Origin of the sequence: Janthinobacterium sp. SUN176 (genome assembly GCF_030587335.1) — a bacterium.
In the GTDB taxonomy this organism is placed as follows: domain Bacteria; phylum Pseudomonadota; class Gammaproteobacteria; order Burkholderiales; family Burkholderiaceae_D; genus Janthinobacterium; species Janthinobacterium kumbetense.
The window spans coordinates 3,886,116-3,907,068 of record NZ_JAPWIA010000001.1; the positions used below are offsets into that span (position 1 = coordinate 3,886,116).

General features: G+C 62.0%; 20 protein-coding genes. 11 read left to right on the forward strand and 9 right to left on the reverse strand.

Annotation, left to right across the window (positions count from 1 at the left end; all coding sequences use genetic code 11):
- Positions 1-5: 5 nt before the first annotated feature.
- Entirely contained in the window at positions 6-995 is a 990-nt protein-coding gene (gene paaA, locus O3299_RS17540) for a 1,2-phenylacetyl-CoA epoxidase subunit PaaA (protein WP_034780404.1), read from the reverse strand.
- Positions 996-1,262: 267 nt separating this feature from the next.
- Between paaA and paaX the strand changes: the two genes are divergently transcribed.
- Positions 1,263-2,192: a phenylacetic acid degradation operon negative regulatory protein PaaX gene (paaX, locus tag O3299_RS17545; protein WP_305054074.1), complete on the forward strand. Its 930-nt coding sequence runs from the start codon at positions 1,263-1,265 to the stop codon at positions 2,190-2,192.
- Between the two features lie 106 nt (positions 2,193-2,298).
- Here paaX and O3299_RS17550 read toward each other — a convergent pair whose 3' ends face one another.
- Positions 2,299-2,553 (reverse strand): hypothetical protein, encoded by a 255-nt coding sequence (locus tag O3299_RS17550; protein ID WP_077408596.1) that lies wholly within the window; start codon positions 2,551-2,553, stop codon positions 2,299-2,301.
- Positions 2,554-2,694: 141 nt separating this feature from the next.
- On the opposite strand from O3299_RS17550, the gene O3299_RS17555 reads away from it, so the two are divergent.
- Positions 2,695-3,819, forward strand: a complete 1,125-nt coding sequence (locus tag O3299_RS17555) for a M14-type cytosolic carboxypeptidase (RefSeq protein WP_034746346.1) — start codon at positions 2,695-2,697, stop codon at positions 3,817-3,819.
- 279 nt (positions 3,820-4,098) lie between these two features.
- A complete protein-coding gene (locus O3299_RS17560; RefSeq protein ID WP_305062809.1) occupies positions 4,099-5,208 on the forward strand; it encodes a cytochrome-c peroxidase in 1,110 nt (369 codons plus the stop codon).
- Between the two features lie 46 nt (positions 5,209-5,254).
- Here the strand turns inward: O3299_RS17560 and pmbA are convergent, their stop codons facing one another.
- Positions 5,255-6,607, reverse strand: a complete 1,353-nt coding sequence (gene pmbA / locus O3299_RS17565) for a metalloprotease PmbA (RefSeq protein WP_305062810.1) — start codon at positions 6,605-6,607, stop codon at positions 5,255-5,257.
- A 92-nt stretch (positions 6,608-6,699) separates the two neighbouring features.
- Here pmbA and yjgA point away from each other — a divergent pair, with 92 nt between their 5' ends.
- The 3 genes from yjgA (at position 6,700) to O3299_RS17580 (ending at position 8,687) form a co-directional block, all read left to right on the forward strand.
- Entirely contained in the window at positions 6,700-7,299 is a 600-nt protein-coding gene (gene yjgA, locus O3299_RS17570; protein ID WP_099666434.1) for a ribosome biogenesis factor YjgA, read from the forward strand.
- Between the two features lie 90 nt (positions 7,300-7,389).
- Positions 7,390-8,022, forward strand: a complete 633-nt coding sequence (gene mog / locus O3299_RS17575; protein ID WP_099666433.1) for a molybdopterin adenylyltransferase — start codon at positions 7,390-7,392, stop codon at positions 8,020-8,022.
- Positions 8,019-8,687 (forward strand): alpha/beta hydrolase, encoded by a 669-nt coding sequence (locus tag O3299_RS17580; protein WP_251350193.1) that lies wholly within the window; start codon positions 8,019-8,021, stop codon positions 8,685-8,687. The genes mog and O3299_RS17580 overlap by 4 nt, the downstream gene beginning before the upstream one ends.
- Before the next feature lie 56 nt (positions 8,688-8,743).
- Here the strand turns inward: O3299_RS17580 and O3299_RS17585 are convergent, their stop codons facing one another.
- The 5 genes from O3299_RS17585 to O3299_RS17605 all read right to left on the reverse strand — a co-directional run bounded on the left by O3299_RS17585 (position 8,744) and on the right by O3299_RS17605 (position 14,465).
- A complete protein-coding gene (locus tag O3299_RS17585) occupies positions 8,744-10,303 on the reverse strand; it encodes a S1C family serine protease (RefSeq protein WP_305062811.1) in 1,560 nt (519 codons plus the stop codon).
- A 95-nt stretch (positions 10,304-10,398) separates the two neighbouring features.
- A complete protein-coding gene (locus tag O3299_RS17590) occupies positions 10,399-10,965 on the reverse strand; it encodes a carboxymuconolactone decarboxylase family protein (RefSeq protein WP_289900216.1) in 567 nt (188 codons plus the stop codon).
- Positions 10,965-11,813: a fumarylacetoacetate hydrolase family protein gene (locus O3299_RS17595; protein WP_099666429.1), complete on the reverse strand. Its 849-nt coding sequence runs from the start codon at positions 11,811-11,813 to the stop codon at positions 10,965-10,967. The genes O3299_RS17590 and O3299_RS17595 overlap by 1 nt, the downstream gene beginning before the upstream one ends.
- Entirely contained in the window at positions 11,758-13,098 is a 1,341-nt protein-coding gene (locus tag O3299_RS17600; protein WP_305062812.1) for an MFS transporter, read from the reverse strand. Before O3299_RS17600 ends, O3299_RS17595 begins: the two co-directional genes overlap by 56 nt.
- A gap of 2 nt (positions 13,099-13,100) precedes the next feature.
- Positions 13,101-14,465: a KamA family radical SAM protein gene (locus tag O3299_RS17605; RefSeq protein ID WP_305054077.1), complete on the reverse strand. Its 1,365-nt coding sequence runs from the start codon at positions 14,463-14,465 to the stop codon at positions 13,101-13,103.
- A gap of 282 nt (positions 14,466-14,747) precedes the next feature.
- Here O3299_RS17605 and O3299_RS17610 point away from each other — a divergent pair, with 282 nt between their 5' ends.
- On the forward strand, positions 14,748-15,206 hold the full coding sequence (locus O3299_RS17610; RefSeq protein WP_099666427.1) for a cache domain-containing protein: 459 nt from the start codon (positions 14,748-14,750) through the stop codon (positions 15,204-15,206).
- A gap of 68 nt (positions 15,207-15,274) precedes the next feature.
- The gene (locus O3299_RS17615; RefSeq protein WP_305054078.1) at positions 15,275-16,972 is read left to right on the forward strand and encodes a methyl-accepting chemotaxis protein; all 1,698 of its coding nucleotides are present in this window, start codon (positions 15,275-15,277) and stop codon (positions 16,970-16,972) included.
- A 175-nt stretch (positions 16,973-17,147) separates the two neighbouring features.
- Here the strand turns inward: O3299_RS17615 and O3299_RS17620 are convergent, their stop codons facing one another.
- Positions 17,148-17,711 carry a DNA-3-methyladenine glycosylase gene (locus tag O3299_RS17620; protein WP_305054079.1) on the reverse strand — a complete coding sequence of 188 codons (564 nt, stop codon included), beginning with the start codon at positions 17,709-17,711 and terminating at the stop codon, positions 17,148-17,150.
- A 290-nt stretch (positions 17,712-18,001) separates the two neighbouring features.
- Between O3299_RS17620 and O3299_RS17625 the strand changes: the two genes are divergently transcribed.
- The 3 genes from O3299_RS17625 to O3299_RS17635 all read left to right on the forward strand — a co-directional run bounded on the left by O3299_RS17625 (position 18,002) and on the right by O3299_RS17635 (position 20,950).
- Complete coding sequence (locus O3299_RS17625; protein WP_099666424.1) at positions 18,002-18,868, forward strand: HDOD domain-containing protein; 867 nt, start codon at positions 18,002-18,004, stop codon at positions 18,866-18,868.
- A 107-nt stretch (positions 18,869-18,975) separates the two neighbouring features.
- Positions 18,976-20,184, forward strand: coding sequence for a hypothetical protein (locus O3299_RS17630; RefSeq protein ID WP_305054080.1), 1,209 nt, complete (start codon positions 18,976-18,978; stop codon positions 20,182-20,184).
- A gap of 103 nt (positions 20,185-20,287) precedes the next feature.
- On the forward strand, positions 20,288-20,950 hold the full coding sequence (locus tag O3299_RS17635) for a hypothetical protein (protein WP_305054081.1): 663 nt from the start codon (positions 20,288-20,290) through the stop codon (positions 20,948-20,950).
- Positions 20,951-20,953: the final 3 nt, after the last annotated feature.

Sequence of the window (20,953 nt, forward strand, 5' to 3'; positions counted from 1 at the left end):
TGTATTTACGCTGCCGCTTTGTTAGCAGCTTGCTTGTCTGCATACGCGACCAAGGCATCGCGGAACCATTCGCCGTCTTCATACGCTTTCACGCGCGTTTGCAGGCGTTCGCGGTTGCATGGGCCATTGCCCTTCAGGACATTGTTGAACTCGGACCAGTCGATCTCGCCGAATTCATAGTGGCCCGTTTCCGCATTGAATTTCAGGTCGGGATCGGGCACGGTCAGGCCCAGGTATTCGATTTGCGGCACGGTCTGATCGACCATGCGCTGGCGCAATTCGTCGTTCGAGAACAGCTTGATGCGCCATTGCGCCGACTGAGCGCTGTTGACGGAGGCGGCGTCGGACGGGCCGAACATCATCAGCGACGGCCACCACCAGCGGTTCAAGGCATCCTGCGCCATGGCTTTCTGCGCGGGCGTGCCCTTGCACAGCGACATCATGATGTCGTAGCCCTGGCGCGCATGGAACGATTCTTCCTTGCAGACGCGGATCATGGCGCGCGCATACGGGCCGTACGAGCAGCGGCACAGGGGAATCTGGTTGATGATGGCAGAGCCGTCGACCAGCCAGCCGATGGCGCCCATGTCGGCCCACGACAGGGTCGGATAGTTAAAGATGCTGGAATACTTGGCTTTGCCCGAATGCAAGGCGGCCAGCAAGTCGTCACGCGACACGCCCAAGGTTTCCGCGGCGCTATACAGGTACAGGCCGTGACCGGCTTCGTCCTGGATCTTGGCCAGCAGGATGGACTTGCGTTTCAGGGTGGGCGCGCGCGTGACCCAGTTGCCTTCAGGCAATTGGCCGACGATTTCCGAGTGCGCGTGCTGCGAAATCTGGCGGATCAGGGTCTTGCGGTAAGCATCCGGCATCCAGTCCTTGGCCTCGATCTTGATGCCTTCGTCGATGCGCGCCTGGAAAGCGCGCTCTTCTTGACCCATGTCGTCGAGGGAACGAACGTTCTTGAGGCCGGTTTCAACCATTTGTGCGTACATGATCTGTCTCCCATGTCTTTGATTTTGCGCAGCAACGCGGTGCGATGAACAGATAATACGATACAAAAAACGATTTGCATACACTTGATATGAATCATTTTAAAAATTCGTATCTTGTGCAGCTTTTTTGTGCGTATGATATTGCTTATGAGAAAACACTGCGGAGCGCCACCAGCGCTTCCGGCAAATTATTGCCGCGCTACCCGCGCAGCCAAGTAAACTGCTGCTTTTATTGAACCGACCGCAACACGGCCAGACCGGAACCACATGAAGAACACCCGCTGCACGGCATGGATAGCCGATTTCCTGGAAAGCGACCCACCGCGCTCGAAGTCCCTGGTGATGACCATCTTTGGCGACGCCATCGTGCCGCGTGGCGGCGCCATCTGGCTGGGCAGCCTGATCGAACTGCTGGCGCCGTTTGGCGTGAATGACCGTTTATTGCGCACCAGCGTGTTCCGCCTGGCGCAGGAAGGCTGGCTCAGCTCGCAGCGCGACGGCCGCCGCAGCGCCTATACGATACGCCCGGAGGCGCTGGCCCGCTTCGAGCGCGCCTATCGCCGCATCTATGCGCCGCTGGTCGTGCACTGGGATGGCAGCTGGACCCTGGTGATCGGGCCGGCCGGCAGCATCGGCGCCGCCGAGCGGGGGGCGCTGCGCAAGGAATTATTGTGGGCTGGCTATGGCTTGATCTCGCCTGGCATCTTTGGCCATCCTGCCAGCAATACGGAGGCGCTGGAAGATATCCTCGTGCGCAACGAGGTGCAGGGCAAGCTGTATGTCTGCCACACCACGGAGTTGCCAGGTGTCAGCACGCGCCCCCTGCGCGACATGGTGGGCGACTGCTGGGACTTGTCGGAAGTGATGGCTGGCTACGAAAAATTCATCGCCAGCTTCCAACCGCTGCTGACCTTGCTGCAAGAAGCACCCGTGTTCGATGCGGAGCAAGCGTTCGTGATCCGCTCGCTGCTGACGCACGCCTACCGCCGCGTGCAATTGCACGACCCGCAACTGCCCGTCGAACTGCTGCCCGAACCGTGGCCCGGCACGCAGGCGTATGCGCTGGCCCGCGACCTGTACCGCATCACGTACGCGGCGGCCGAGGAACATATCCTGGCCACCTTGCGGCGCGAAGATGCGCAGGCGCCCGATGTGGAGCCGTGGTTCTACGAACGTTTCGGCGGCCTGAACACCTGACAACACGTCCATGACGATGTTGCAGGGCCTGGGCGTCCATTCGCACTGTCTGCGGCCCTGGCCCTGGCCATTTTTCAGGCATTCAGGAATACGTCAGTGCCTGCGCTCACTGTTTTGCGACCACCTGTTTCGCCCCTGCCAATAAATCCTGCCCCAGCTTTTCCAGCGCATTGGCCTGCACCAGCATGGTGTCGAGGATGGCGACGTTAAAGGTGAATTCGGCCGGCGTCGTATAGCCGGGGAAACGTATGATGCGCAGCAATTCCTGCAAGGTCGTGCCCTTGCCCAGGTGCGCCAGGGCGTCGCTGAGGGCGCTGATTTTCTTTTCCAGTTCGCGTATGTGTTTGCCGTTGTCATCCATGATGGCCTCCCCGTGTCTAAGCTATCACGTTAGCAAAGCGCGTCCATCATCGTTTGCGCCAGCACAAAGTCCACCGCAAAACAGGTATCATCGCGCCATTGCACACGATGCAAAACCCATACGTTTTTATCAGGAACACTCATGACCATTAAAATCAGCCAGCAATTCGACGCCGGCGCGATCGAGGTGCTGCGCGCCGACGATGCCCAATCCATCGAGCTGAACATCCGCAAGGATTCCCACGCCGACATCACGCAGTGGTTTTACTTCCGCCTGCAAGGCGCGCAAGGCGAGGCGTGCACGATCCGCTTCATGAACGCAGGCAAGTCGGCCTACCCGGACGGCTGGAAAGATTACCAGGCCGTGGCCAGTTACGACCGCGAAACCTGGTTCCGCGTGCCCACCAGCTTTGACGGCACGGTGATGACCATCGAACACACGCCGGAAGAGGAAAGCGTGTACTACGCCTACTTCGAGCCGTACCCATGGGACCGCCACCTGGCCCTGATCGACAGCGCTCAAGCGTCGCCGCTCGTGCGCTTGATCGACCTGGGCAGCACCGTGGAAGGCCGCGACATGAATCTGCTGGTGGTCGGCGACGCCGATGCCGAAAAGAAAGTCTGGGTCATCGCGCGCCAGCATCCCGGTGAAACGATGGCGGAATGGTTTGTCGAAGGCATGCTCGAAGCCTTGCTGGACCAGGCCAATCCATTTGCCCGCCAGTGCCTGCAAGACGCCGTCTTCTACGTGGTGCCGAACATGAACCCGGACGGCTCCGTGCATGGCAACCTGCGCACCAACGCGGCCGGCGCCAACCTGAACCGCGAATGGATGACGCCGACGATGGAGCGCAGCCCGGAAGTGTTCCTGGTGAAACAGAAAATGCATGAAATCGGCTGCGACCTGTTCCTCGACGTGCATGGCGACGAAGGCTTGCCTTACGTCTTCGTGGCCGGCAGCGATGCGCTGGAAAATTTCACGCCAGCACAGAAGGCCGAGCAAGACCGCTTCATCGCCGACTTCAAGGTGGCCAGCCCCGACTTCCAGGATGAGCACGGCTACGAAGACGGCCCGTTCACGCCGGAAGTGCTGACCATGGGTTCGCCCCACATCACCCACGCCTTCGGCTGCCTGTCGCTGACCCTGGAATTGCCGTTCAAGGACAACGCCAACGATCCCGACCCGCAAACGGGCTGGAGCGGCGCCCGCAGCGCCGCCCTGGGCGCGGCCGTGCTGCAGCCTATCCTGTCCACCTTGCGCGCCTGAGCCGCGCATGAAACTGGCCCGCCACGCATGACGTGACGGGCTTGGCCGGCGCTTACTCTGCCGCCGGCTGTTTTCCGCTCGCCGTCTTGCGCAGCGCAGCATCGCTAATCGTTGCCACGCCAGCCATTGCTGCCTATACTGGGCGCAGCATTGCCTGTCTCTCCCTTGTCGACAACCATCCCGCATATGACCATCAAAGACCAGCCACGCGCCGAGGCGCGATTTTCACCGACTCGATTTGCACACGTGTGCATATTCTTGTTTCTTGGCTTGCACGGCATGCCAGGCACGGCGGCCGAACTCAGCCCTGCCGCGCAGCTGGGGCGGCGCATCTTCCATGATGCCAGCCTGTCCGCCTCGGGCAGGCAGTCGTGCGCCAGCTGCCATGACCCGGCCCACGCCTATGCACCCGGCAACAAGCTGGCCGTGCAACTGGGCGGCGCCGATGGCCAGGCGCACGGCTACCGTGCCACGCCATCGCTGCGCTACCTGGAACACACGCCGCCCTTCCACTTTGATGAAGAAGGCGCACCCAACGGCGGCATCAACCGCGACGGCCGCGCCGCCAGCCTGGCAGAACAGGCGGAACGGCCGTTCCTGGCAGCGCACGAAATGGCCAATGCCAGCACGGATGCGGTGGTGGAACGGTTGCGCAACGGCAACTATGCGAACGCATTCCGGCACGTCTTTGGCGACGCCATCTTTGCGCAACCACAACAGGCATTCAGCCGCATCACGTATGCTTTGCAGCAATTCCAGCAGGAAGAGCCGGATTTTCACCGCTACGATTCCAAATATGACCTGTACCTGGCCAACAAGGTTCCGCTGGAACTGGCCGAATTGCGGGGCCTGGCCCTGTTCAACGATGAACGCAAGGGCAATTGCGCCGCTTGCCACCCCAGCGTGCGGGGCGAACATGGCGCGCCGCCCCTGTTTACGGACTTCAGTTTCGACAATCTGGGCGTGCCGCGCAATATGCGCATTCCCGCCACGGCCGATCCGGCCTATTTCGACCTGGGCTTGTGCGGTCCCGACCGTACGGACCTGGCGGCGAAAGACGAGCTATGCGGCGCCTTCAAGGTACCCAGCCTGCGCAATGTGGCCACGCGCCAGGTGTTTTTTCATAATGGCGTGTTCGACAACCTGACGGAGGCCCTGCGTTTTTATGTGCGGCGCGATACGCATCCGCAAGAATGGTATCCGCGCGACAAGCGGGGAAAAGTGCAGAAATTCAATGACATACCCGCCAGATACCGCGCCAACGTGAACGTCAAGGAAGCGCCGTTCGACCGCAAGCGCGGCATGGCGCCGGCGCTGACGGCGGGCGAGATCGAGGATATGGTGAAGTTCCTGGCCACCCTGACGGATGGCTATCAAGTCCAGCAGTAAAGCGTGGAACGCCCGCCCGGCGTTGTCGCGCTTGCCATGCAGGCGCTCAGCCGCCCGCCACCACCATGCTCTCGATGAGGATGGAACCCGTCTGTTTGGTGCCGCGGCGCAGTTCGTCGGCACCCACGGCAACGATGTTGCGCAGCATGTCCTTCATGTTGCCGGCGATGGTGATTTCTTCCACCGGATACTGGATCACGCCATTTTCCACCCAGAAACCGGATGCGCCGCGCGAATAGTCTCCCGTCACGTAATTGGTTCCTTGTCCCATCAGCTCCGTCACCAGCAAGCCCGTGCCCAGCTTTTTCAGCATGGCACTAAAATCGTCGCTGGCGGCCGTCAGGTTCGAGGTCAGGTACAGATTGTGCGAACCGCCCGCGTTGCCCGTCGTCTGCATGCCCAGCTTGCGGGCCGTGTAGGTCGACAGGAAATAGCCTTGCACCACGCCATCCTTGACGACGTCGCGGCTGACGGTTTTCACGCCCTCTTCGTCGAACGGCGCCGAACCGACGCCGCCGATCACGTGCGGGTCTTCGAAGATCTGCACGTGCGACGGCAGCACTTGCGTGCCCAGGGAGTCGTTCAGGAAAGTGGACTTGCGGTACAGGGCGCCGCCCGAGGTCGCTTGCACATAGGTACCCAGCAAACCGGCCGCCAGCGGCGCCTCGAACAGCACGGGACAAGTGCGCGTGCCCAGCTTGCGCGCGTTCAGGCGCGACAGGGCGCGCTCGGCGGCGTAGCGCCCGATGGCTTCCGGGCTCGACATTTTAGAGGCGTCGCGCACGGACGAATACCAATCGTCGCGCTGCATCTTCGCCCCTTTGCCGGCGATGGGCGCCACGGACAGGGTGTGGCGCGAGAACGGGTAGCCGCCGATGAAGCCGCGCGAATTGGCGGAAACAAAGTGCGATTGCTGCATGTGCACGCTGGCCCCCTCGCTGTTCGTGATGCGCGGGTCGACGGCAAACGCGGCCGCTTCAGCCCGCTGGGCCAGGGCGACGGCTTCCTCGGTGGAAATGAGCCAGGGATAGAACAATTGCAAGTCGCGGGGCGACATTTCCAGCATGTCCGTGTCGGCCAGGCCCGCGCAATCGTCCTCGGCCGTGAAGCGGGCGATGTTGTAGGCGGCGTCCACCGTGGCGCGCAGGGCGGACGGCGAGAAATCGGAGGTGCTGGCATTGCCGCGCTTCTTGCCGACAAACACGGTCACGCCCATGCCCTTGTCCTTGTTTTGCTCGATCGTCTCGATCTTGCCTTTTCGTACAGAAACGGACAAGCCGCCGCCTTCGCTGACTTCGACGGCTGCGTCGGTGCCGCCCGCTTCCCGCGCAAAAGACAACACATCACGGGCTAGTTGCTGCAATTGCTCTTGACTATGGGTAAATACGGAGTCGTTCATGCGCTGTTTTCTTCGGAAAGCCGCTAAAAAGGTTATCATAGCAGTCGTTTACAGTTTACAGGTGCGGCCTACGCGGCCAATCCCGCCTTATCATGCCAAATCCAAACCGGGGAGCTTGCGGCTTCCAATCCACCGAATTCGAACAGGAATATGAACGTCCTTCGAAGTCGGAACTCAAGCGCCAGATGACCGTCCTGCAAAAGCTGGGCGAAGAACTCGTCAATGAGGCCCGCGACCGCGTCAAGCGCGTCCCTATGCCAGAAGACGTGCGCGACGCCATTCTCGAATGCCAGCAAATCAAGGATCACGAAGGCCGCCGCCGCCAGCTGCAATATGTGGGCAAGAAGATGCGCACCCTGGATGAAGACGAAGTTGCCGCCATCCAACGCACCATCGATAGCTGGAAAGGCTTGTCGAAAGCCGACACGGCCAATATGCACGCGATGGAACGCCGCCGCGACAAACTCTTGACGGACGACAAGGCTCTGACCGTCTTGCTGTCGGAAAATCCGGAACTGGACGTGCAGCACCTGCGCACCCTGATCCGCAATGCCCGCAAGGAGCAAGCCGAGAACAAGCCGCCGAAGGCCTACCGTGAAATCTTCCAGATCTTGAAAGAGATCGCCAAGAAGCAAAATGGCGGCAAGAAAGATGCCGACGAAGATGACGCAGAAGCGGAAGACGACGAGTAATTGACCGTCCCAAACGCAAGGATGGACAAAAAACCGGGATAATCCCGGTTTTATTGTTTTTAAGACACTCCAAACTTTTATAGGTGACCGATGTCCACCACTCTCGAAGACGAATTGATTATCGGCCTCGTGTCGATCTCGGACCGCGCCAGCGGCGGCGTGTATGAAGACCTGGGCATCCCCGCCCTGGAAAGCTGGCTGTCCGCCGCCATCCGCACGCCTTTCCGCCTGGAAAAACGCCTGATCCCGGACGAGCGCTCGCAAATTGAAAACACCCTGATCGACATGGTCGACCTGAGCCACTGCCATCTGATCCTGACGACGGGCGGCACGGGTCCGGCGCGGCGCGATGTGACGCCGGACGCCACCTTGTCCGTCGGGACCAAGGAAATGCCCGGTTTCGGCGAACAGATGCGCCAGATCAGCCTGCAATTCGTGCCGACGGCCATTTTGTCGCGCCAGGTAGCCGTGATCCGCGAGACGCCCGAGCGCGCCGCCCTGATCATGAACTTGCCGGGCCAGCCGAAAGCCATCAAGGAAACCCTGGAAGGCTTAAAGGATGTTGATGGAAATCAATTGGTGAACGGCATCTTTGCCGCCGTGCCCTATTGCATCGACCTCATAGGAGGCCCCTACATGGAAACCGACCCGGCCATCTGCAAGGCCTTCCGTCCCAAATCGGCGCTGCGTCCGGCGCAACCACTACCAGAGGAAAATACATGAGCACTTTGCTGGAAACCATCGAACTCGACAGCGCACCGAACCCCACCGTCTCCATCATCTGGATGCATGGCCTGGGCGCCGACGGCAACGACTTCGTTCCCCTGGTGAAAGAACTCGACCTGCGCGGCTGCCCCGCCATCCGCTTCATCTTCCCCAGCGCCGGCACCATGCCCGTCACCATCAACAACGGCTATGTGATGCGCGCCTGGTACGACATCCTCGTGAGCGACCTCGTACGCCGCGAAGACGAGGGCGGCTTGCGCGCCTCGCAGCTGCAGATCGAAGCGCTGATCGCGCGCGAAAAGGCGCGCGGCATTCCCGCCAGCCGCATCATCCTGGCCGGCTTCTCGCAAGGCTGCGCCATGACCCTGCAAACGGGCTTGCGCCATGCGGAACCGCTGGCCGGCCTGATGTGCCTGTCCGGCTATCTGCCGCTGGCCGACAAGACGGCTCTGGAACGCACGCCGGCCAGCCTGCAGACGCCGATCTTCATGGCGCACGGCACGGCCGACCCCGTGGTGCAGATCGGCCGCGCGCAACAGTCGCGCGACTTGCTCACCGGCATGGGTTACAAGGTGGAATGGCACGAGTACATGATGCAGCACTCGCTGTGCCAGGAAGAAATCGACGCCATCGGCGCGTGGCTGAAAAAAGTATTGGCTTAAAGTAAAACAGGCGCGGTCTGCACCGCGCCTGTTGTCTTGCGGAACGCCGGGAACGATCAGTTTACCGGCGTTTTTTCATTCCAGATTTTCAACATATCGGGCGACGCTTCCGAGCGGATGCCGTTATCCGTCAGCACCGATTCCGTCGCTGCCAGCATGTCCTTGCGGGGCACGACGACCATTTCCGCATCGCGCTGCTGGAAGCGGAACGTCAGCAATTCATCCGTCTGATCGCGCAGCAAGGCCACCAGGTGCGCCAGGCTGCGCACGCGCACGCCATTGACGGAATCGATAACCGAGAAGAAACGGGTGCTGTAGCCATTCATCAGCTTGTGCGGGAAGAACGGCGCGGCGATCACCACCAGTTCCTCGCGCTCGCTGTCGGGCGCATCGCCGCGCCGCGTAGCCAGCGGATTGCCGGCAAACGCCATGCCGCCCAATATCGTTGGGTTGCCATTCGGCGCCGCCATGAATTCCGTGCTGGCGCGCGAAAACACCATCGGACCAAAGATGAAATAGGATGGGTAATTGCCCTGCAAGCCGCTGATGAGCATCGGGTGCGCCGCCGAGACGGGCACCTTGATTTTCAGGGGCGCGCCCTGGCGCACCACCGTCAACGGCAACTGGCCGTCTTTCGCCAACTGCTGTACCCGGTACTGGAAGCGCACGCGGCTGTTGGCATTCAGCTTGACCATGCCCTGGTTGTCGATGGGGAAATCGCCGATATGCGTGATGACATCCCACTCCTTGAGCGGATAGGCGGCATCCTTGCTGGCCGGCGTCATCACGACGGCGCCTTCGACACCCTTGGCCAGCTTCAGATACGTGCGCAGCGCGGGATTTTCCAGCGTTTGCGTCACGTCGCGCATGGCCGGCTTGCCCTTGGGCGCGCCACTGTCCTGGTCGCGCAGGAACAGTTCGATTTCCTCGTTAGGGATGATGTAGCCGATGTTTTGCGCATTGGCCATGCCGGCAAAGGCCAGGCCGATCATCTTGTCGCCCGCAATCACGGGGCCGCCGCTATTGCCCGGATTGATGGCCGCATCGATCTGGATGCGCAGGCCGGAGACGGGGAAGTTGTAGCGCACGAATTCGATGCGCGAAACGATGCCCTTGGTGATCGACAGCGAGGTGCCGCCCGTCGGGTAGCCATACGCCAGCACGGCATCGCGCACGTCCGGCAAGACATTCGCGCGCGGCACCGCCTTGTGGCTGGCGAAAAAGCTGTCGTCGTCGATTTTCAGCAAGGCCAGGTCCATGCCGCGCGAGATGGCCAGCACGGTCGCCGGTATCTTGTCGCCGGCGCCATTCGCCTGGATCTGCACCTGGCTGGCATAGCCGACCACATGCGCATTGGTGAGGATGCGGCGGCCTTCGATGACGACGCCGGAACCCGTCACCTCTTGCGGCGCAGCCTTGCTCCAAGGCTTGTACGGATCCGGCCCGCGCAGGGTGGAAAACACCTTGACGACGGAGTTTTCCAGGGCGGAAGCGCCGGGGCTGGCGGTGGCAGCGGTCTCGGCGGCAAGCGCGCGCACCGTCATCAAGGGGCAAAAAGAAAGGGCCAGCGCCAGGAAGGCGCGGCCCATCAGGGTGAAGCACGGACGAGTTTTCATTGAGCTTGTTGGCAATGGCAGGGAAGTAAAATTATATATTGAATAATTTCAACTTCATTACACTTTGTCCATCTTTGCCAGAAAAACACCTGTCATCAGGCGGGCATGGGCGGCACACCCAAGGCCGGCACCGCCGTCTGCGCGCCATTCATCACCATGGCCAGGAAGGTGTAGTAGCCATTGATACCCATCAAGTCGACCACGCCGTGCTCGCCGAACAGCGCCAGCGCCCGCGCATACGTGGCATCGCTGACGCGCTTGTTCTGCTGCAACTCGATGCAAAAGTCGTGCACGGCTTGCTCGTCTTCTTTCAGGGCCAGCGGTGCGCGCCGCGCCGCAATGGCGTCCACGGCCGCTTGCGCGATGCCGTTCTGCACGGCCAGCGGCGCGTGGATGGCCCACTCGACTTGCTGGTCCCACTGGCGCGCCGTCACCAGGATCGCCAGTTCCGACAGCCGCGTGCCGATGGCGCTGCGGTAGCGCAAATATTCCCCCATGCGCTGCGCCGTTTCCATCAGCTCGGGGCTGCGGATCAGCGGCACGAAGGGGCCGTACAGCGCCCCGCGCGGACCGTCGATGATGGCTTGCGCGGCCGCGCGCTGCTGGACATCGAGCTGGTCCAGCGGCAACGGCGGCAAACGGTCGATATCGCTACCGGCCATCAGGCTGTCCAGGCGACCACGTCCTGCTGCTGTTCACCGAGGCCGGCGATACCCAGGCGCATGCTGTCGCCTTTTTTGAGGAAACGCTGCGGCTTGCGGCCCTGGCCCACACCCGGCGGCGTGCCCGTGGCGATGACGTCGCCCGGTTCCAGGGTCATGAATTGCGACAGGTAGCTGACGATCTGCGCCACCGTGAAGATCATGGTTTGCGTATTGCCGGTCTGCATGCGCTTGCCGTTGACTTCCAGGTACAGGTCCAGGTCCTGCTCGTCGATGACTTCATCGCGCGTCACCAGCCATGGGCCGACGGGGCCGAAGGTGTCGCAACCCTTGCCCTTGTCCCACTGGCCGCCCCGTTCCAGCTGGAACGAGCGCTCGGAAATGTCGTTGACGACGCAATAGCCGGCCACGTATTTCAAGGCGTCCTCTTCGCTCACGTATTGCGCGCGCGTGCCGATGATCACGCCCAGCTCCACTTCCCAGTCCGTCTTTTTCGAGCCTTTTGGCAGCACGACATTGTCGTCCGGGCCATTCAGGCAAGTAATGGCCTTCATGAAGACGATGGGTTCGGCCGGAATCGGCATGCCGGCCTCGGCCGCGTGATCCGCGTAATTGAGGCCGATGCCGATGAACTTGCCGACTTTCGCCAGCGGCACGCCGAAGCGTGGATTGCCGCGCACCAAAGGCAAGGTCTTTTCGTCCAGCTTGGCCAGCTTGCGCAGGGCCTTGTCGGACAGTTGCGCGCCATCAATATCGGCAATCACGCCGGACAGGTCGCGCAGTTTGCCTTCTTCATCGATCAGGCCCGGTTTTTCCTTGCCTGGACGTCCATAACGAACGAGTTTCATAGTCTTCCTTGGAGTTGATCATTGCCGCTGTGCAGGCTGCCATTTTACCGGATGGCCCGGCACGCCTGCAGCGGTGAATGAAAAACATCGCAAGTCCCGGCAATTGCAAGGCCGCCAGCACGCCAAACGCCGCCTGGTACGCCTGCGGCGGATACTGCTGCTGGCTGTTCAGGGGCCAGCAGCCGAGGATCAAGCCAAAGCCCGCCTGCACCAGAAAGGCGCCCGTGAAAATGAGCAAATTCAAACAGGTGGCCGCCCTGCCCGTCAAGCTGGCCGGCATGCTTTGCGCAACGATCGCATACTCGAGGCCCGTCACCGTGCCCAGCAGGGTAAACAGCACGGATAGCAAAGGCAGGCTGGGCACCACATTGCACGCCATCGCCACTTGCACGGCAACAAACAGGACGATGCCCACGCCCGCCACTTGCATGGGTGCAATACCGCGCCGCGCCGCCCATTCCGTCAGCATGCCCATGCCGATGGCGCCAAAGATGACGGCCGCCATGCCCAGGTACAACAAATACGCGACATTGTCGTCGGACAAGCCGCCCACATCGGCCAGCCAGCGCCCCACCCACAAGCCCTGCACGCCAAAGAACACCGTGTGCGGCAGCAGGATCAGCGCGATGGTGCGGCGAAAGGCCCTGTCGCGATACACGCTCCAGACGCTGACCTTGTTCCTCGCCGCGGCGGGCGCAGGCAGGGCCGGCGACAGCAGGCGGATCAGCAAGCCGATAGCCAGCGCCGCCAGCGCCAAGCCCAGGAACACGCCGCGCCAATCCGTGTAGTGCAGGGCCAGCTTGACGGGCATGGTGGCCGTGGCCGCCCCCAGGCCGCCCACGGCGATCAGATAGCCATGCACGGACGGCAGGCGAGCTGGCGCGATGGCGCACGAGATCGCTTTCACGGCGGCCATGAAACAGCCGCCCAGGCCCGCCCCCATCAAGGCGCGCGCCCACATCAGTTCGGCAAAGCTATGGCCCCGGCTGAACAGCCACACGCCCAGGGCCGCCAGCGCCAGCAGCCACAGTTGCACCGTGCGGGGGCCGTAGCGGTCGAGCGCCATGCCGACCGGCAATTGCACCAGCGCAAAAGCGAGAAAAAAGGCGCTGGTCAGCAGACCCAGCTGGGTCGGCGTCAGGGCGATGGCGCCCAGCAATTCGGCCGTCAGCACGGCATTCACGCCGCGCAGCAGACAGGACAGGTAATGACCGAGCGCGAACGGCAGGAACACCAGGCAAAACACGGCCGCGCCGGAACGGGCAGGCGCGCCGTGGCCGTGCATGCTCAGGCGGCCTGTGCCAGGCGGATGATTTTATGCGGCACCTGCGGCACCGGGTCATCCGTTTCAAAGAAAAACTTGTCCTGGCCAAAGGCCGGCTTCAAATCGTCCATCCACGTCGCTTCCGCATCGAACTTGGCATAAAACGGCCGGCGCACCCAGTCCGGGTTGCGCGCCTGCAAAAATTGCAGGGCAAATAGTTTTTCGCCATGGATGGTGACGATGCCATCGATGACGATCTTGCCGGGAAACGCGCTCATGGAAGGCCCGCGCACCGTGCGCGACAAGCCGGACACCATCTGGTAGGCGGCCTGGAAAATCTCGTGCGCCTTCGCCAGGGGCAACTCGAAATAGCTGCGCGGGCCCGTGTCCCGTTCGACAAACATGTAATACGGAATCGCCCCCAGGCGCGTACCCGTCTGCCACAGCTCGGCCCAGCTAGCGGGGTCTTCGTTGATGTGGCGGATCAGCGGCCCCTGCATGCGCAAGGTGGCGCCCGTGGAAATGATGCGCTTCACCGCTTGCTGGGCGATGTCCTGGCGCAACTCGACGGCATGGCTGTAATGGCCCATCACGGCCATGTTCTTGCCCGCCTTGACGATGCGCTCGAACAGGCGCATCAAGTCGTCCGCATCGCGGTCCGAAACAAAGCGCTGCGGCCAATACGCCACCGCCTTGGTGCCGATGCGGATGTTCTGGATATGTTCCAGGCCCGGCGCCAGCAACGGTTCCAGGTAGGCAGCCAGTTGCCGCGTATTCATGATCATCGGGTCGCCGCCCGTGATCAGCACGTCCGTCACTTCCGGATGCAGTTTCAGGTAAGCGACCAGCTCATGCGACTCGTGCGCATCGAACTTCATGTCGTCCATGCCGACGAACTGGGGCCAGCGGAAACAGAAGGTGCAATACGCGTGGCACGTCTGTCCTGCGCTGGGGAAAAACAGCACCGTTTGCGCATATTTATGCTGCAAGCCGCGCACGGGCGCATCGTTGACGCGGGGCACGTTGTGCGTCATCTGGCCGGCCGGATGGGGATTCATGCCCAGGCGCAAGCCATGCACATAGGCATCGATAGCGGCCTTGTCCCTCTGCACCAGCACCAGCTCGCGCAGGTGCGCGTACTGCTCGGGCGCCAGCATGTCGCGGTGGGGAAAGACGAGGCGATAGATGGGGTCGTCGGGGATGTTGTTCCAGTCGATCAACTGGTCGAGCACATAGGCATTGGTGCGAAACGGCAAGACATGCGACACCACTTGCACGGCTTCACGCTGCTCTTCCGGCAGCCATTCCCACTGCCGCGCCTGTTGTATGGTGTGCCGCGTATACGGCTTGAACTTGGGTGAAAACGGCTCGGTAATGGGTGCGGACACGATCGGCTCCTTGCCAGTAAACAGCGATAACTTCCTTGAAACCAGCCCTATCCCGGCCAATTCCAGCCTCTTCCTCTGCCATGCCTTGCCCGCTTGGCATGCTGTGAAAGTCATCATAGTTCTTGCCGCTCGGAACCAAATTGTTACATATCAACAAGCCGTCGATACGTTGCAAGCTACCGACAAGCAACACCTTAGTTTGTGCCATCGCAATTTGCGGGAAGCGCCGGCGACGTAAATTACGACTTGGCAACATATCCCTCGATATCACAAGGAGCTTTCATGAAACGCTTATTCACGGGTAGCCTGCTGTGCCTGGCATTTGCCGGTGGCAACGTCAGCGCCGCGGTCGAACCAACGGAAAAAGACGCCATCGCCATGGCCGAACGGGGCGCCGCCTTCATGAAGGCGCATGGCAAGGAAGAAATGATGAAGAAAATCACGGCGAAAGACCCGGACTTCGTGCAGGGCTCGCTGTATGTGGACATGCGCGACATCAAGACGGGCATCGTGCTGGCCCACCCCATCAATCCTTCCATCGTCGGCAAGGATTTGACGGACGTGCCCGATGCGAATGGCAAGAAATATCGCCGTGAAATCATTGAGCTGGCGCAAAAACAGGGCAAGGGCTGGGTCGACTATCAGTACAAGAATCCCACCACCGGCAAGATCGAACCGAAGACCACCTACATCCTGCGCGTCAACGATGTGGTGCTGGAAGCGGGGATCTACAAAAAATAGGGCAAGGGCGGCGCTCACACACACCGCGCGCCGCCTGCGGTTTGAACGGCCATCGCCAGGAGTCGAGCATGCTCAATCAATTACGCATAGGGCCAAAATTATTGCTGGCACCCACCCTGGTCCTGCTGCTGCTGATACTCAGCTCGACCGGCGCCTGGTATGGCATGGTGCGGCAAAATGCCTCGCTGGAAAACATGGTGCGGGTGCGCATCACGCACCTGAAGGCAGCCGCCGACGTACTAGGAGAGGCCAAGCATGTACACGGCAATATGTACCAGTTGCTGTCGTGGACGAATGGCAGCTTCGCCAAGTCCCGTCTCGATGCACTGGAGCAACAGATCAAGGCGCGCCACGCGGCCATCGGCACCCAGCTGGCCTCGCTGCGCGCCACGGCCACGGGCGCCGAACTCACCCTGGTCGATGCGGCCATCACGGCACTGGCCGGCTATCGCAAGGCCGTGCTGGAAACCATGGAAATGGCGCAGATGGACCAGTCGATCGCCACCAATTCCATGCTCAAGGCGGAAACGCAGTTCGGCCAGTTCAATACGCAGCTGGCGCAACTGTCCGCGCTGGAAACAACGCTCAGCAGCCAGGCCCATGCGACGGCCAGCGCCGAGTTTCGCACCCTGTGCTGGAGCTTGCTGCTGACCGTCCTGCTCTCCATCCTCGTCTCCATCGTGGTGACCATGCTGGTGCGGCGCGCCATGCTGGTGGAAATCCGCGGCATTGCCGACGCCGTGCAAGACTTGGCGGCGGGCAAGCTGATGGCCGGCGCGCCCAAGCAGGGCAATGATGAAATCGCCGCCACCTCGCGCGTGCTGGACCAGACCATCGCCCACCTGAACCAGACCTTGCGCACCATCATGGGCGCCGTGCAATCGATCGACACGGCCTCGCATGAAATTGCCACCGGCAACCTGGATCTGTCGGCGCGCACGGAAATGCAAGCCAGTTCGCTGGAAGAAACATCGAGCGCCATGGAAGCGCTGACGCAAGCCGTCAATGACAACGCCGACAACGCCCAGCTGGCCTGCGAGCTGGCGGGGCAGGCATCCACCCTGGCCGTGCAAGGGGGCGTATCGATGCAGCAAGCCGTGACGACGATGGCGACGATACGCGCCAATTCGCGCCAGATCGTGGATATTATCGGCGTGATCGACGGCATTTCCTTCCAGACCAATATCCTCGCGCTGAATGCGGCGGTGGAAGCGGCGCGCGCGGGAGAACAGGGCCGCGGCTTTGCCGTGGTGGCGTCGGAAGTGCGCACCCTGGCGCAGCGCTCGGCGCAGGCCGCCAAGGAAATCAAGACCCTGATCGCCACGTCCGTCACCACCATCGATGGCGGCAGCGTGGCCGTGCAGCAAGCGGGCGACAGCATGGGCGCCATCGTGGCCTCGGTGCAGCAAGTCAATGAGATCATCCAGCGCGTGAAACAGGCCAGCGTGGAACAGGCGTCTGGCATCACGGAAGTGAACCAGGCCGTCACGCAAATGGATGACGTCACCCAGCAAAATGCAGCCCTGGTGGAACAGGCAGCCGCGGCAGCGGCCAGTTTGCAGGACCAGGCCGTCAAATTGTCGGCGGCCGTGGCCGTATTTACCCTCGACCCGCTGGCGCCCGCGCAGCCGGCCGCGCCTGACGAGGAAGCATTCCAGCATCCAGTTGGTGCGCAACAGGACCGGCGCGCGCTGCACAGCCCGCTACGCGGCATGCCACACAACAATGCACCAGGTAACGCGTCCCGCCGCCAACGCGGTGTTTAATGCCGGCATCCAGCCGCAGGCACGTACAGGCACACTCAAGAACGCCTAACAAAACCGTAGCGAGCGGCAGTGATTTGTGGCTGAGAAGCGCAGCTGTGCTGAAGCACGGGGCCGCCGAGGCAGCGAGCATCACAGGCCGCAAAGCGCAACGCGCAGTAGGTTTGGTTAGGTGTTTCTAGATCGGTTTACTCAGATAGGGCGAGCCGGCCAGCACGAAGCGCCACGGCGTGTCCATCGCCCTGGAAATGCCGATGCGCGGCCCCGTTTGCACCGTGACATCACTCTCGCGGGCCAGCAACAGGAACGGCGGCGCGTCCAGTGCCAGCCGGTTGTGCAGGTGGCTCACGCCCAGCGCCTGGCACACCTTGCCCGGTCCCGAGCACAGCAGCCGCTCCCCCTCGACGCCGCGCCGTTCGCGCATCGCATCGAGTCCCTCCACGGGTTCGATCGCGCGGATCAGCACGCCCGCGCCATGCCCCGCTTCGCGGCACACAAAGTTCAGGCACCAATGGATGCCGTACGAGCGGTAGACATAGGCATGTCCGGGCGGGCCGAACATGGACGCATTGCGCGGCGTCATGCCCCCATACGTGTGCGAGGCAGGGTCCAGCCGGTCATACGCTTCCGTTTCCACGATGCGCCCGCCCACGCCGTCGACCAGCACGGTCACGCCGATCAGCTGGCGCGCCACGCTGCTGGAATCGTCCGCGAAATCGATACCCGCAAGGATTTTTTTCATCCGGCAATTGTACCGTCGCGCATCCCGCCGCACGCCTGGCCCCGCCTTGAAAACAAATAAAACTTGGTTTTTTCATCATGGATACCGGGATGGGCAAGGTCGTGAAATGACGAAAATCACGGCCGGACCAGGCCAAAACGGGGATTTTTTCCAGAATATATTGCAGATATGAACTATTGCTATGCATAAACAGCGATAATCGTCGGGCACTGCGCCAGACGCCCCTGAGGCGGGCAGCGGCAGCGCGCGACAGAATAAGCACCGGGCACAAAAATGATGATGAAAGCGTGATGATGAGAGCGGCAGCGCAAAAGCAGATAGAGCAGGAAGATCCGGTTGACGCCTTGATGCGTTCCATCCGTATCCCGCCGCGTCCCAGCCTGCTGGTCGACTTGCAGCGCGAACTGGCGGAACAGGACCCGTCGCCGCGCCGCATCGCGCGCATCATCGCCGACGACGTCGGCATGTCGGGCGCCCTGCTGAAATTGGCCAATTCGCCGTTCTATGGCGCCGCGCGCAAGGCCAAGTCCGTCGAGCAAGGCATCAATTTCCTCGGCATCAACCAGTGCAGCGCCATGATGACGGGCTTGCTGGCGCGCCAGGCGCTGGAAGCGGAAGGCGTGGAACTGACCAATTTCTGGGATGTGTCGGCCAAGCGCGCGCGCGCCCTGGTATTTACCTCACGCAAGTTGCGCATCGCCCCGCCCGACATCGCCCACACCTTCGGCCTGTTCTGCGACATCGGCGTGCCCCTGCTGATGAACCGCTTTCCCGACTACGTCAACACGTACGCGGCGGCCGCCAACGATGCGCACAATTGTTTTACAGCACTGGAAGACGCGCGCCACCAGACCAACCACGCGGCCATCGGCTGCTTGCTGGCGCGCAACTGGGGCTTGTCGTCCGACGTCTCGTGGGCGATTTTGCACCACCACGACTACACGGTGCTGGCCGACCCGTCCACGGACGACGCCATCCGCTCGCTCGTCGCCCTGTCGCTGCTGGCCGAAAAGGGCATTCAGCGCTACCATGGCAACAGTACCTCGCTGGAGTGGGACAAGGGCGGCGAACTTGCTTGCCAGCATCTCGGCCTGTCGCAGGAAGAAGCCGCCGACCTGCTCGACGAATTGCACGAGATGTTCGATACCGACCATTGAGGTATCAGGCGGCCGCGTCCGCCTGTATGATCCGTCCCGGCGCCTGGCACAAGCCCTGGCGCCTGTTTCCATTTGCCTGACCCTTCTTTCTTAACCTGTTGATCGCCATGCCCAAAAATAAGCGCCCTGTCCCCCGTAAATCCGCCAACACGCCTGAAGACAAGGATGAATCCGTCACGCGCATGCTGTGCACGATGGCCCTGAACCTGGCGGAGCAGGAAGACAGCGAATCGCAGGGCACGGTGCTGGCCGAGCAAGCCGTCGAGTTCGGCCGCCTGATCCGCAAGGCCTTGAATCAAAAGAAGGATGAAATCCTGTACGACGCCATCGAGCGGGCGAAATACGAGGACGTGGGCGCCTACCAGTACCTGCGCAGCCATATCGAGGAAGCGGCGTCCATTTCCGTGATCCGCCGCGAAAATGCCCCTGCCATGGAAATCAACGCCTTCGTCGTGCCCCTGCTGGTGCAAAGCACGGGCGGCCTGAAGGAAGCGGACAGCTTCCAGGACCAGGACGCGTTCGAAGCGCTGGTGAAAAGTTTCCAGCAGGCAGAGCTGGAAAGCGCCAAGGCCAAGGTGGTCCTGATGAGCCACGCCTACGACCTCGATGAAATCGACCGCATCACCTATAGCCACCTGCACGAAATGGTGCGCGATGCGTACGCATCGATGACGGACAAGAAGATCGTCGCCACGCCGGGCCTGGAAAGCAGCATCGTCGGCTGGAGCGAGACGGCCTTCGGCCCACAGGACACGGCCGTCGAACTGCGCTTCCTGCTGGGCTTTGCCCTCAAGCGCGTGGACGACCCGTTCTACGCGGAACCGAAGGATGAAGCGGCGCTCGACGCCTGGTTCGACGCGCGCATGGCCCGCTACCAGCAATGGACGACGGAAGTGGGTGATCTGGTGAAACGCTGCCTGGCGCCGGCCGGCAACACCCTGGAAGTAAGCTTCCTCTACCAGGATCTGTTCCACGGTGGCAAGGAACAAGGCATGAGCGAGTATGCGATGCTGCAGATGATGTCCGGCATCAACCATGCGTTGGCGGAAAACAACGTGGACGCGGGCGACGTCTCGGTGGTCGTCGGCCCGGCCGATGAGCACGGCGAAATGCTGCTGCGCGTCAACGTCAGCACGGCAGACGGCCAGTTGCTGCACAGCGCCGACAAGCCGCTGGACCTGGCCGCCGACTTGCAGGACGAAGTCGACGACATCTGCGACGCGCTGGCCACCATCGGCGTCACCCGCTTGTCAGTGGCGCTGAAATTCGACGCCAAGGGACAGCCGCTGGAAGCGCAGCCGTACGCGCCGGCGTAAGTCCCGTCGCCTCCTCCGTCGCCTGCCATCTTGGCAGGCGGCAATTATCAAGATACTATCTCCGCGAGCGTGCGCCAGCCTGGCGCACCTTCCGGAGATGCGCATGCCCCAGCCGCAACTGATCAATATTGTCACCCATGTGCTGGCCGGCAGCGCCGCCATCGGCCTGGGCCTGCTCCTGCTGACCACGGCCAAGGGCACGCCGCAGCACCGTCGCCGCGGCAGGCTGTTCGCGTGGCTGACCTTGCTGGTCTGCGCCACGGCCGCCATCGGCAATCTGCTGTTTGACTATCGCCCCGTCTTTGCCGTGCTGACGGTGCTGGTGCTGTACCAGCTGCTGAGCGGCTGGCGCGCCGTGTACACGCGCGATGCCGGTCCGCAAGCCGTCGATGGCGCGATGACGGCAGCCGCGCTGGCGGCGGGCGGGATGATCCTGTTGCGCCTGCAGCACGATGCTTCCGGACAGCAAACCATCGTCGTGCTGTCCTCGCTGGGCGGCCTGGCCACCATCCTCGTCTACGACAGCGCGCGCTGGCTCTTTCCCCGCCGCTGGCATGGCATGTTGTGGCGCTATGAACATATCTACAAGCTGCTCGCCTCGCTGTTCGCCATGCTTTCGGCCGCCGCGGGCAACCTGCTGCGCATGGGCCAGCCCTGGACGCAGCTGGCGCCATCCCTGCTGGGTTTGATCTGCATCGCCTGGTTCTGGCGGCGCCAGTACCGGCAGGAACAGGCGCAGCGCCTCATGCACAGGCTTGCCGCCTGACAT